Below are 13366 nucleotides of genomic sequence, written 5' to 3' on the forward strand. Positions count from 1 at the left end.
GTCTTCTCAAGTTTTATGGACACAAAACCATAAAAATTAGAAAAATAAATTCGTTATATAAATAGAAGGCAATCCTATCATGGCGTTATTTTGAGTCCCTAAAAATTCAGAAACTACTCTTCTCTTTTCCTATTTCAAGCTGACTGTTTAGCCATTGAATCTAAAGTGGAAGATAGAAATGAAAACAAAATTTAGGGCTGACAAGACACCTCTAAAGTTGTTTTGATACGCTCTAACACAACAGTGGTTTTAAACCATTGCACATTGGCATTATGATGAAAAAGCTGATCACATAAGGCTTGAAACCGACTCATACTTGGCACCAAAAGTACCAACATAAAATCCGCCTCACCTGTTACGTAATAGCACTGCTGTACTTCTGGAATTGAAAAACTTGCTTTCAACTCCTCAAGGTCTGTCACGTGGGTTTGGTTGACGCGAACCTCGACAAAAATCGTAATCACTTGTCCCAATTTGTCTGGATCAAGCACCGCGGTATTACCAATAATATAGCCACTGTCTCTTAATTTTTGAATGCGACGTTGTACCGAGGCCGTTGATAAATGAACTAAATCTGCCAATTCTCGAAGTGGCGTTAAGCAATCTTTTTGCAAATGCTCCAATAAAGCGAAATCAAATTTATCCAATTGCATGAGTAGCGTCCTACGAGAAATTTTCTCATTCAAGCTAATGATTACAAGCTATTTTATCAAGAGTATTGCAATAAAATAGCATCTATACATACAGTTTTAGAACCACCTATGTCTACGCATCCCAATACAGCACTTGGCATTAGCTTAAATGTCACGGCCTCGGTATTATTTGCTTTAATGTTTGCCTATACCTCACTTTTGGGCACGTTGGCGGGTACAGAAATATACGGCTGGCGCATTGTATTGACTATTCCATGTCTAACACTTTTTATTTGGCTCAAAGGCAATTGGTCTCAAGTGGTTGTTATTTATCGCCGCTTCTACCAAGAGCGCTTTTTCTTTTTAACGCGAATTTTATCTTCGTTTTTAATTGGGATTCAGTTGTGGCTATTTATGTGGGCACCCAGTCATGGCTATGGACTGGATGTTTCACTCGGTTATTTTATGATGCCGATTAGCATGGTGATTGTCGGTCGGATTGCCTTTAAAGAGCGAATGTCACGCTTTCAGCAACTGTCCTGTATTTTTGCAGTGCTGGGGATCTTGAACCTCTTGGCGATTTCTCAAACACTGAGTTGGCCCACTCTGCTGATTTGCTTAGGCTATCCAATCTATTTTTGGCTCAGACAAAAAACGGAGACGAATAATATAGGCGGACTTTGGTTTGACATGATGTTGAGCCTCCCTGTTTGTATTTTCTTTATCATGCAAGGCAGTATCGTCACAGAAAGCCTATCTGAAAGCTCACATACGCTTTGGCTCATTTCAGGACTTGGACTAATCAGTGCACTGGCTTTGGCATTTCAGTCCTTGTCTGCCCCGCATTTAAACTTAAGCCTGTTTGGACTGTTGGTTTATGTTGAACCGATATTGTTAGTGGCCGTTTCAATCGCCTTAGGGGAAAGCATTACTTCAGCAGAATGGCCAACCTATATCGCCATTTGGCTCGCAGTTTTTACCCTCATGCTGGAAGGATTACGCAGCTTTAAAAAGAATCGTAAATTAGCGACATAGGCATTTTTTATGCATATTTTACTCTAGATTACTCAAATTTAGCCGTCTAGACATGTTTTGGTGCTGAATCGAGAACTGACTATCTGATTGTATTTAAATGGCTATTTGACTCCGCGAGTTACGTGCTGGCAATTCATATTTAAAACGACATAGAGTGAATTACAGTGAACCTTTTAAATGATGATGCTGCCTCACAATACTATTCAATAAGCTGGAAAAATTGATTGCAGGTTGGCTATGCAAATCTGCCTTGAAGGCAATACTGAACCGTACCGGGTTTGTCGGAGGCTTTTTTATTTAAGTTAGGCCACCTGACCTAACGGATTAATCTTATCATAGTACATTGCTTCAAACTCAAAAGGCGATACATAACCCAGTGCACTGTGTACACGCTTTTTGTTGAACCAATCTACCCAATTTAATGTCGCAAGTTGTACATCCGCTAAACCTTGCCAATCTGCTTTTAAATATTCAATCACCTCTGTTTTGTATAAGCCATTCACCGTTTCAGCCAGAGCATTATCGTATGAATCACCAGTTGTACCGACTGATGCTCGTAAATTTGCTGCTTCTAAACGATTGGTATAGCGAATAGAAAGATATTGAACACCTCTATCTGAATGATGAATCACATTCTTTGGCATACCTCGATCATGCAATGCTTGTTCTAATGCATCAAGCACCATATCTGTATTCATCCGTGTAGATACTTTCCATCCAACAATTGCTCGTGAGAACACATCAATAACAAATGCGGTATATACCCAGCCTGAATTTGTTTGAATATACGGGTGAGTAGACCAAGGGAATTTCACCCTTAGCCCCTCGCAGAACCGGACATGAACCTCTCAGCTCATCCGGCTCCCATTATCCAACCGATGGTAAACATCCCATTTTCCAGTGCACAAAGGCATTTGGAAAATCACGCGCAAGTCGCCCTAAGGCATATCTAGCCCGTCTTTTATGACGGGCCAAGTTTTTATACTTACGCCTCATCCAGCGTATAAGATAAGCATTCATGTGTTGCCAGATCGCTGACATTGCTGAACCATGGAATCGACCATAGTATTGCTGCCAACCTTGAAGAATTGGATTGAATATTGCAGATAAATCACTTAATTCGCGATTACACATCAGATGTAGATGCCATTTCCGAATAGTCTGTCGCATTGCTTTAAGTGCATCACGACTGACTGCAGGAGAGAAATTTACATAAACTCTTTTATACTTGTCCACAGCCTTACGGGGCCTAAACGTGTACCCGAGAAAAGTAAATTGAACATCGGGATATGCTTTACGACGATTAATATCTTGGCAATAAACAATCTTTGTCTTGTCTGGATGCAATTCGAGACCACATTCACGAAATCGTGCATCGATCTTTTGTAAAACAAGTTTGGCTTGAGATAAACTCCGACAATGAATTACGCCATCATCTGCATAACGGCAGAACCGTACACTTTGAAGATGTTTCGTAATCCACATATCAAAAGCATAATGCATAAATAAATTCGCCAATAAAGGACTCACAACACCACCTTGTGGTGTGCCGCGATTCCTTTCTAAAAGATGGCCATTTATGTGTTGCATTGGTGCTTTTAACCAACGTTGCACATATAAAAGAATCCATGGAATTTCACAGTGTTTCTTGAGTGCACGCATGAGTAAATCATGGTCGATGTTATCAAAGAGACCTTTGATATCAAATTCCACAACCCAGTCATAATCCCAACTTCGTCTCCTCACTATCGCAATTGCATCATGGGCAGAACGCCCCGGACGATATCCATATGAGTTTGGATGAAATAATGGATCAATTTTCGGCTCTAATAAGAGCTTAACTGCTGTTTGCGCGACTCGATCTGCAACTGTTGGAATACCTAGTATACGCACGCCACCTGACTTCTTTGGAATCGGAACAGCCTTAACTGGCGGTGGAAAATAACTGCCAGAACAAAGTCGATTCCATAGTTTGTATAGGTTGTTCTTTAAATGCTTTTCGAATTGCTCAATAGATTCATGATCAACGCCTGGAGCGCCACCATTCTCTTTGACTTTTTTAAATGCCTCCCAAATTAACGCTTTAGGAATATTAAATGGTTTGGTCATAAAGTTTTGCTCCTCCTGCTTGCACAGTTGACAAATCCGTAGACCTGGATAATGCAACCCCTTCGCTCCATTACCATTACAGTAACTTCAACACTACTACGAGTTGCTCCGCCCCTTGGTGACGCATTGCTATTATCAGCCTTGCCTTTTGAGCTTGTGCCTTTCGCTTGACATCGCCACCGAAGGTTCCCGCAGTTCAACGTAAGAGCCTGAATTAGGATCGCGCTGCCTCTACGCCGGACACCGAATGGCCCGTAAGCAGGTAACGGCCAAACTAATCGCGGGGTAACTTCCATCCCCGGTTTTGATGTCATTTGAGTACTTTCGACACTTGAACGGCAGTTCACTGTTGTTCGCCTTCCTAATTCTTACCTGACATCTCTACGATACCTTTTCCATAACGCTCACGACCGGGACTTTTGATCCAAGCCGCTTATGGTGGTTTGCTACCTGCTCCTGCAAGCCGATAGCGAGGGGCCATACCCTCATCTCTTACGCCGCTTGCTGCGGCACACTAAAGTCAGCAACCCACAAGTGATTAGGCTGATCAGCTCTAAAATTCCGTTTCACCAAGTCAGGTGCTCTTTTTTGATCATCTCTACTACATGTGGTTTGTTTATTCTTACCACGCCAAACACCTTGTATACCTAGCTTTTGCATCAATCGAGCAACTGTACAACGTGCAATAACATAACCCTCACGTTTCAATTTTTGCCAAACTTTACGTACACCATATCGACCTGAACTTTCCTTCCAAATTCGTTTAATTTGTTCAGCATGATGCTCATCATGTAGATCTCGTTTCGCTCGATGTTCTGGATTGTCAGCGAGATCTAAAGTTCGGTAATAGGTTGAAGCTGCGATCGGTAAAATTCTACAAATCGCTTCAACAGCATATCGATCTTTATTGTTATGGATAAAATCCACCATTATTTGTATGGGCGGTCGAGCTCCGCCTGGGCGAAAAAAGCGGCTGCTTTACGTAGAATTTCATTGGCACGCTTTAATTCTTTAATTTCACGTTCCATTTGCTTCATTTTTTCTTGGTCAGATATCTGTTGTACTTTGGCAGGATTTAGTTGATCCATATGCTTTAAATACCAAACACGCAATGTTTCAGGAGTACAACCAATCTTAGGAGCAATAGCTGTGATTGCTGCCCAAGTAGAAGGATAATCTTTTTCAGATTCAATTAGTAATTGAACCGCTCTTTCTCTGATTTCAGGGGTATATTTTAATTTTGTCATCGGGATAGTCTCTCAGAATATTGACTCTCCGACAAACCTGGTACGGTTCAATTAATGGATGATAATCTTGCTTGTCTAACACTTGAAAAATACCACTAAAATCAGGTGAACTATTATTCATTCTAGACATCTGCGAAAAGCCCCGATGTGCAACTTGATAAGGAACCTCAACTTGCTTAAATAGAAGATGATCACGATTAGCAATAATTCTTGCAGCTTCTAAAAAGTCATCAAAATTTGTAAGTTTCCAATTGCTCATTTTTTCAAGAAATGTGGCAACATTTTTATTTGAAACTCTAACACCAAACTTTAAGAACAATTGTTTTAGATTCTGAGTTGAGGGATGAATTGAAATATATTGTTGATGTTTTGAGTCATTAACATCACCTAAAGACAAGTGCCCCAGTATTTCAGAAATTTTCGAAATATCATTAATGATCTGATGGCTAGCATCAACCTGATAGCGTTTATGTTTCAGCATAGCGTAATAAAACCATTTCGTTTCGTTATAATTTAATCTCTAATTTCTGATTATAAAAGGAAAATTAATCGAAAAATGACTCCGAATTTATTGAAACAATGTAAAATCGATTTGCCCACAATAGTACATGCCGCCTATAACCAAAGAATTACTCCATAGATTTTTACTACGGATTGCAATTACTACTTGGAATTTATGCTGTTACATTCGCTGGTTTTTACAAACAGCTAATGTCGTTGAATCAATCCATAAATAATTTAATGAGCATTTAAGAATATCAAGCCCATTAAAAATGGGCTTGATATTCTTAAAAATTAGGTAAATTTCACTCAACTATTCATCTCTGATTTCAATAGATGCAAACTCTTGTTCAGGCGTGCCTTCCACTAGATGATGTCTGCTATACAGCAGATAATACAGAATGAATAAACCATAAATTAGTGCTGCCAAACACCATACTTTTGGATTAACCATTAAACCAGCAACCACTGCAGCACAGGCCAAAACCAATGCAATACTTGAAGTGACGATGCCGCCGGGTGTTTTATATGGTCGTGCTAAATCTGGACGGGAAAAACGCAATTTAATATGCGACATCATCATCAACACATAAGAAATGGTGGCACCAAACACCGCAATCAAAATCAGCAAATCTCCTTCACCCGTTAATGACAATACAAAGCCAATTCCCCCAGGAATCACAATCGCCCATTTCGGCGCATGTTTATTATTGGTGAGCGATAATATTTTCGGTAAATAACCCGCACGCGATAGGGCAAACACTTGACGCGAATAAGCATAAATAATCGAGAAGAAGCTTGCTACTAAACCTGCTAATCCCACAAAATTCACAAAACTGGCAATCCATGAATGCTGTCCATAGACTGCAATTAATGCATCAACCAATGGTGCTCCTGAGTTTTTCACTTGCTCTGCACCCATCGCACCAGCACTTAAAAACAAAATCAGCAGGGCAAATGCAGCCAGAATCAACATTGAACCAATTAAACCACGTGGTAAAGATTTGACTGGATCTTTGGCTTCTTCAGCAGCCAAAGGCACGCCCTCAACTGCAAGGAAAAACCAGATTGCAAACGGGACAGCAGCCCAAATGCCCATGTAACCGAGAGGCAAAAATGAACTCGCCCCCGCAGTATTTGGCATTACTGCAATATTAAATAAATTGGCAGCATTAAAGTGTGGAACCATTGCCACTATAAACACCAACAGCGCCACACAAGCAATTGCGGTAATGCCAAACATTATTTTCAGAGCCTCACCTGCACCTTTTAAATGAATTGCCATGAAAAACACATAGCAAAACAGATAAATCGGCCAGCCACCTATGCCAAATAAAGCTTCACAATAATTGCCAATAAAAACAGCAATTGCGGCAGGTGCGACTGCATATTCAATCAGAATTGCAGTCCCTGTAAGATAACCACCAAATTGCCCAAACGCCACTCTCGCAAAACTATAGCCCCCGCCTGCTGTTGGCAGCATGGTCGACATTTCTGACATCGACAAGCTCATGCATAGATACATAAATGCCACTACAATCGTAGCAACAAATAATCCGCCCCAACCACCTTGCGCAATACCAAAATTCCAACCTGCGAAGTCACCCGAAATCACATAAGACACCCCTAACCCCACCAACAGTAACCAACCGACGGCACCCTTTTTCAGTTGGCGTTGGGCAAAATATTCGGTGTTATCTGCGACACTCTCCGTCATTATCATTTCATTTTTCATGATGCTCGATCACCTTTTCACCAAATTCGACCACTTTAATATCGGTGAAATATCGGCTTTAAACTTGACAATAAATCATGAGCATAGTCGCTTGAAGTCAAGTTGCTCTTTTTTTTCTTTTATAAGATCAGCTCAAAGTCTGGGACTCCGCACCCAAGATCAGCATGAAAAGGAGTACAACATGAGCGTCCAACAAAATGAATATTTAAGCATTCAACAACTCTACGAATTGGCAAAAAAAGCCATGCAAACCTATCCAGCATGCTATCAAGGCGAGATCAAATTACTCTGCCAATCTGAAAATGCCACCTTTGTTGTGAAAACCGCTCAACAACAATATGCACTACGCATTCATCGTCCCAATTATCATTCCAAACAACAAATCGAAAGTGAACTAGCATGGTTAGATGCGTTAAATGCGCATGGCATCGCGGTGCCGATTGCCATTGCCGACTGTCATGGAGATAAAGTCCAAACATTGGCACTCAGTCCAGATATTTCAAGGCATGCAGTGCTCTTTCATTGGGTGAAAGGTGTAATGCCTACAGCAGATAATGTCGATCCATGTGATTTTAAGCAGTTGGGTGAAATCACAGCACAACTGCACCTGCACAGTAAAACATGGGAGATGCCAGCCGACTTCCAACGTATTGTTTGGGATCATGAAAGTATGGTTTTTGCCGATGGACATTGGGGTGACTGGCGTCATGCCCCACAGTTAAAATCGGTAGATCATGCCGTGATTGATGAGGCAATTTGCCGTGTTGCCACCGAGCTAAATCAATTTGGGAAGTCCAAAGATCACTATGGGCTGATCCATGCTGACCTCAGACTTACCAATCTGTTGTTGAATGAAAAAAAGGTGGGTGTGATTGATTTTGACGACTGCGGCATGGGCTGGTTTATGCATGACTTAGCTGCAGCAATTAGTTTTAATGAACACTATACTGCTGCACCCAAGTGGGTCGAACAATGGTTGAATGGTTATGAAAAAATTGGGCATGTGAGTGCAGAAGAGTATGCGTTGGTTCCCACCTTTATTATGCAACGTAGAATCCAATTGATGGCTTGGTTCGGTTCACATGCCTATACCGACATGGCCAAAAGTTTGGGAGCGCAATGGTCGGATGAAACTGTGCGACTTTGCAAAAAATATCTTAACAACCAAATTCCAGCAGGTATATAAAAAAATACCTGTAGGCAGAACCAAACCGTAAAGCATTGAATGGCATAGCTCTTGCTTAATTTAGAACAATATCGGTTCTGTATTAAAAGAGGCTATGCATGATTCAATTTAATCCTCTCTCCATCAACGCTCAAGACATCAGCAACCAAGGCATTTTATCAGCTGCCGCGACAGGCCTAAGTGACTTTATTCTGCAGAAAGGTGCCGATGTCGATCGCATTTTTGGGATCAGTGGTATTAATCCTGAATTATTGCTCAGCCCCACCCTCAGTTTGCAACTCACCAATTATTGCGAAGTCTTGGAACAATCCGCAAAACTATCACATTGCGATAATTTCGGACTGCATTATGGACAGCAATTTCATCCCAAAGCTTTAGGACTGATTGGCTATATTGGTTTATGTTCAGCATCGCTGGAAGATGCATTAAAGAACATGACCTCACATTTTAATCTGCATCAAAAAGATACTTTATGCCGTATGGTTGAAGTCAATGATGCCTATCGTTTCGACTACCAAGTCCAGCATGGTGCAATTTTATCGCGACGACAAGATGCCGAACTCACAGTGGGCATGTTTATGAATGTAATTCGTGAAGTCTTGGGCATACACTATTCACCACGCGAAATTCATTTTGAACACCCACGTCCCGAGTTTTGGCAAGAACACAGTAAACTGTTTAATGCATCAGTGTTTTTTGATCAGCCATTCAATTCAATTTTGATTGCCAAATCAGACCTTAAAACCGCAATGCCACAGTCAGACCCGTTGCTGCTCACCATGATGCTCGACACTTTAAAAATTCTGAATACGCAATCGCAGTCACAAAGTTTAACCAATCAAGTCCGTGCACACATTCAGCAAGATTTGATTCATGGTGAACCCAACTTGGAAAAAGTTGCACTAGATTTACATATGAGTCCATGTACCTTATCACGGCGCTTAAAATCACACGACATCACCTTTACTCAACTAATTGATCAAGTTCGTTATGAACTGGCCAAACACTATATTCAACAGAAGAATTTACCGATTTCTGAAGTAGCATTTTTATTAGGCTATTCCGAAGTCAGTGCCTTTTCCCGTGCATTCAAGCGTTGGTTTGGCTGTACACCACGCCAATTACGACATTAAGTGGTAAGACATCAATAAAAAAGAAACCCCGCTCATTGAGCGGGGTTAAATATGTATGACATTTAAGTTTATTTTTGCAGTTTACTTAAGGCTTGATCCAACGCTCCAACCAACCAATCAATATCCTTTTCTTGGAACACCAATGGTGGACGTAACTTCAAGACATTGCCATATGGTCCCGCAACAGAGGTCAGCACACGATGCGTATTACGCAATTCTTCAATCAAATCCAGTGCCAGAGCTTTATCAGGCATTTTGGTGAAACGATCTTGTACCAATTCGAAACCAATAAATAAACCAGCACCACGCACATCACCAACACAGTCATACTTTTCCATCAGCTTACGCAATTCTGTCAAAAGTAGACCACCAAGGCGCTGACTATGGGCTTGTAACTCTTCTTCTTGAATAGTTTTCAGCACGGCCTGCGCCGCTGCCATCGCCACAGGATTCCCCCCAAAGGTATTGAAATAAGGGATTTTTTGACTAAAGGCAGACAACACATGATCTTTCGCGAGTAAACCTGATACTGGAATACCATTGCCCATAGGCTTGCCTGTGGTAATGATGTCGGGCACCACACCATGACGCCCAAAACCCCAAAAAGAATCGCCTGTACGAGCAAAACCAGGCTGTACTTCATCAGCAATGAAAATACCACCATTGGCATGCACTACATCCACTGCTTTTTTCAGGAAACCAATAGGATTTGGCATTACCCCATCTGATGAAAAAATGGAATCGGCTAAGAAGCCCGCAAACTTAATGCCATTGGCATTCATATCATCAATTTGTGCTTGAATTTGCGCGGCGAACCAGTCACCTAAATCTTCGCCCTCAAAACGATATTGATCAGGTGCTGACACCAAACGAGTTGTAGCAGCTAAGGTCTGTCCTGTACCAAGCGCAGGCGAACAGCCCGAAGTAAGATCACTAGTACCATGATAGGCTTCTTGAGACACAATAATGCCCGTACCACCACTGTATTCACGGGCAATACGAATAGCCAAATCATTCGCCTCAGAACCCGTACACATATACATGGCTTTGTTAATTTCAGTCGGTGTGGTCGCTAAAAGCTCGTCGGTATAATCTAAAATGCGCTCATGTAAATAACGAGTATGTGTATTTAACATCTGCATTTGTTCATTGACAGCATTGATGACCGCAGGATGACAATGCCCAATACTGGCAACATTGTTATAAGCATCCAAATATTGATTGCCTGCGGCATCCCAAAGATACTGCCCTTGACCTTTTACGAGATGCACAGGGTTTCGATAAAACAGGCGGTAAGATTCGCCTAAATTTTGACTACGTCGATCGGTCAGTTTTCGGGTTTCAGAATCTAGTGCACTCGCATGCTCAGCACGGAAGCTATTGGTATCCATAATGGTAGATCGTGTATTCATCTACTATTCCTCTCTCACAAACTGTTTTTTAGTGCATTTGAATGATTTTTATATTGCACAGTGCTCATTTTAAAGACTTGACTTTAGAGCGCGATATGTAATTTTTGAAGTCAAATCTTATAAGATAATTTCTTCACAATACGAGCGATAGGATATCTATCTGAGCACTTTTACTATAAAAAGTGAATAAATAGTCTTTAAATGAATTCGCTAAAGAAGCCTGACAAAAAATAAAATTGAATTCCATCATCCCTAATAAATGATAAAACTACTGAAATTTATTTACAGGCTCTATATTAGTAATGTTCATTTATCAACATACAAACTGAACTTTGAGCTATTTAGCAATACTCATCCAATTTTTTACTTGCTCCCCGTACCATTCCATCAACCTTACCCGCTCATCCCAATATTGCGCACGGTTATAGGCTGAGCGGATTCTGTTCTGTGGCACGTGGGCAAGCTGGCGTTCAATGGCATCTGGGTTAAATAAATTGGACTCATTCACGACAGTACTAAATAATGATCTGAACCCATGTGTAGTCATTCGTCCTACATAACCTGAACGCTTAATCACAGCTAAGATCGATTCACTACGCATAGGCTCTTTATTATTTAAACGATGTGGAAATAGCAGTTCCTGATTATGAGTAAGTCTTAAAGCTTTCAGTTCCTCAATCATCATGTCCGTCAATGGCACACGATGTGGCAATCGGTTCTTCATGCGGTCTTCAGGAATATCCCACTTACGCCCTTCCAAATCAAATTCATCCCAATGTGCTTGTAGTAACTCACTGACTCGAACACCAGTCAGCATAATTAAAATGATGGCATGATGTGTCTGAGCATCACTTGGATAAGCTCTAACTTTTCTTAGAAATTCAGGCATATCTGAAGCAGGTAATGATGCTAAATTTTTCACACGCTTATTTTTTAGTGCATAGACCAAATCACCTGCAGGATTATCGTAGCGATAGCCGTGTGCAATAGCGTACTTCATGACCATGCCACAGCGAGATAAGGTACGTTTGGCTACTTCAAGTGAGCCTCTTGCCTCAATCTTTTTTATGATCTGTAAAATTTCAGGTGCTTGAATCTGATTAATACGCTTATTTTCTAATGAAAGATACAATTCATCTAGAGATGCTCTGACATTGCTAATGTGCTTCGGGGACCACGTTTCTTTCTGATTCTCAAACCAATCTTCAGCTACTTCTTTAAAGAAAGGCTTTATGTCCTCATGAAGTACTGATTTTGAATGTTTATACTTAAGTTCATAAGCCATTTCTCTAGCTTTTTTCAAACTAAGTTCTGGGTATGGTCCTAGTGACTCAGATTGACGCTGCCCATGAACAGTATAGCGGACATTCCAATACTTCTGACCTTTAGTCGTAATAATCAGCGATAAACCATGTGAATCTGATAGACGATATTGCTTGTCTTTCGGTTGAGCTTTTCTACATTCTGCATCTGTGAGTGACATATCTTTAACCAGAATTTGTTGTGTTAATTTCTGGGTAAATTTTGCCAATTTTTACCCACACAAAGCAAAAATAGGGTCAAATCGCTTAGGACAGTATCGGACAATACAGCCAATAAAAAAGCCCTTAAACATTGAGTTTAAAGGCTTTTTTATATTCCGATGGACTACTTCGGAAAGAATTTTGGGGTGGCGTCAATTGAACAAATTTGCTAAATAGCTGTTTTATGTAATTTAATATTTATACAAAAATCTCAGTGTACACCACAGTGTACAGATTATCTGTTGCTAGGCCATTTCCCTGAGTTTAGTTGCCATGTTGGGTGACAAACTCAGGAGTTAAAAACACTCCTTTTAGCGGATCGAATTATGAGGCTCGTTATTTGGCTTCCTCCTTTTGGTGGAGCGAAAAACTAAATATTCGATCTGCTCATCTTATTGGTGGCTAAGGTAGGATTAGATTTAGAATCTTACCCACTGTGAGTTGGTATGTTGCAGGCTTTCCCATAAGATCAGGCATGTTGGACTGAGTGACTTTAAGTAACTCAGTTACTCACTGAGTATCTTTGAGCTACTCACTTGCATGGGTTTCGGTGGTTGCCGAAACGATAACGTAATCCTAAATTAACTTAGCCGTCCAAGTGGTTGATTAAGTAGCTAGGTTGTTTAGATGCGCTCAAATTTGAGCATATCCCCCAGTGGGGTAAATGTTCCCGATCCGCTACTACACTTTAAAGGTAGTTAAGGGATTCCCCCAAAGCTGGGGTTATCTTTGTGAGTGACCGATAGTCACGCGCAAAACTCACTTTTGAGGTCTGTCCATATTTGGACGCACCCACTGAACGCAATTTTGCGCTGGCTGAATGCCGTTGCTCACTTTTGAGCATGGGCATAGC

9 protein-coding genes, 2 pseudogenes and 1 other annotated feature are annotated in these 13366 nt (G+C 40.9%); of the genes and pseudogenes, 3 read left to right on the forward strand and 8 right to left on the reverse strand.

Annotated elements, in window-relative coordinates; genetic code table 11:
- Positions 1–191 precede the first annotated feature (191 nt).
- Positions 192–653, reverse strand: coding sequence for an Lrp/AsnC family transcriptional regulator (locus AC4MDD_RS13885; protein WP_125275109.1), 462 nt, complete (start codon positions 651–653; stop codon positions 192–194).
- 108 nt (positions 654–761) lie between these two features.
- Here AC4MDD_RS13885 and rarD point away from each other — a divergent pair, with 108 nt between their 5' ends.
- On the forward strand, positions 762–1667 hold the full coding sequence (rarD, locus tag AC4MDD_RS13890) for an EamA family transporter RarD (protein WP_491881885.1): 906 nt from the start codon (positions 762–764) through the stop codon (positions 1665–1667).
- Positions 1668–1969: 302 nt separating this feature from the next.
- On the opposite strand, the pseudogene AC4MDD_RS13895 reads toward rarD, so the two are convergent.
- The 5 genes and pseudogenes from AC4MDD_RS13895 to eat form a co-directional block, all read right to left on the reverse strand.
- Positions 1970–2455: pseudogene (locus tag AC4MDD_RS13895) on the reverse strand (IS3 family transposase); the annotation flags it as partial.
- A gap of 79 nt (positions 2456–2534) precedes the next feature.
- Positions 2535–3776 (reverse strand): group II intron reverse transcriptase/maturase, encoded by a 1242-nt coding sequence (gene ltrA, locus AC4MDD_RS13900; protein WP_004826931.1) that lies wholly within the window; start codon positions 3774–3776, stop codon positions 2535–2537.
- 504 nt (positions 3777–4280) lie between these two features.
- Positions 4281–5023 (reverse strand): annotated as a pseudogene (locus AC4MDD_RS13905) (IS3 family transposase); the annotation flags it as partial.
- Positions 4632–4748: a sequence feature (AL1L pseudoknot), on the reverse strand. (Overlaps the previous pseudogene by 117 nt.)
- Complete coding sequence (locus AC4MDD_RS13910; protein WP_491881886.1) at positions 4998–5504, reverse strand: hypothetical protein; 507 nt, start codon at positions 5502–5504, stop codon at positions 4998–5000. The gene AC4MDD_RS13910 and the pseudogene AC4MDD_RS13905, both read right to left, overlap by 26 nt.
- Positions 5505–5837: 333 nt before the next feature.
- The gene (gene eat / locus AC4MDD_RS13915; RefSeq protein ID WP_491881887.1) at positions 5838–7259 is read right to left on the reverse strand and encodes an ethanolamine permease; all 1422 of its coding nucleotides are present in this window, start codon (positions 7257–7259) and stop codon (positions 5838–5840) included.
- A 181-nt stretch (positions 7260–7440) separates the two neighbouring features.
- Here eat and AC4MDD_RS13920 point away from each other — a divergent pair, with 181 nt between their 5' ends.
- Positions 7441–8445 (forward strand): phosphotransferase enzyme family protein, encoded by a 1005-nt coding sequence (locus AC4MDD_RS13920; protein ID WP_178927754.1) that lies wholly within the window; start codon positions 7441–7443, stop codon positions 8443–8445.
- 98 nt (positions 8446–8543) lie between these two features.
- Positions 8544–9578 carry an AraC-like transcriptional regulator QhpR gene (gene qhpR / locus AC4MDD_RS13925; protein WP_491881888.1) on the forward strand — a complete coding sequence of 345 codons (1035 nt, stop codon included), beginning with the start codon at positions 8544–8546 and terminating at the stop codon, positions 9576–9578.
- 68 nt (positions 9579–9646) lie between these two features.
- Here qhpR and AC4MDD_RS13930 read toward each other — a convergent pair whose 3' ends face one another.
- Entirely contained in the window at positions 9647–10990 is a 1344-nt protein-coding gene (locus AC4MDD_RS13930) for an aspartate aminotransferase family protein (RefSeq protein WP_096911423.1), read from the reverse strand.
- Positions 10991–11327: 337 nt separating this feature from the next.
- Positions 11328–12473 (reverse strand): phage integrase central domain-containing protein, encoded by a 1146-nt coding sequence (locus AC4MDD_RS13935; protein WP_178927756.1) that lies wholly within the window; start codon positions 12471–12473, stop codon positions 11328–11330.
- Positions 12474–13366: the final 893 nt, after the last annotated feature.

This window comes from Acinetobacter sp. CAU_H_29a_1, from assembly GCF_058599505.1.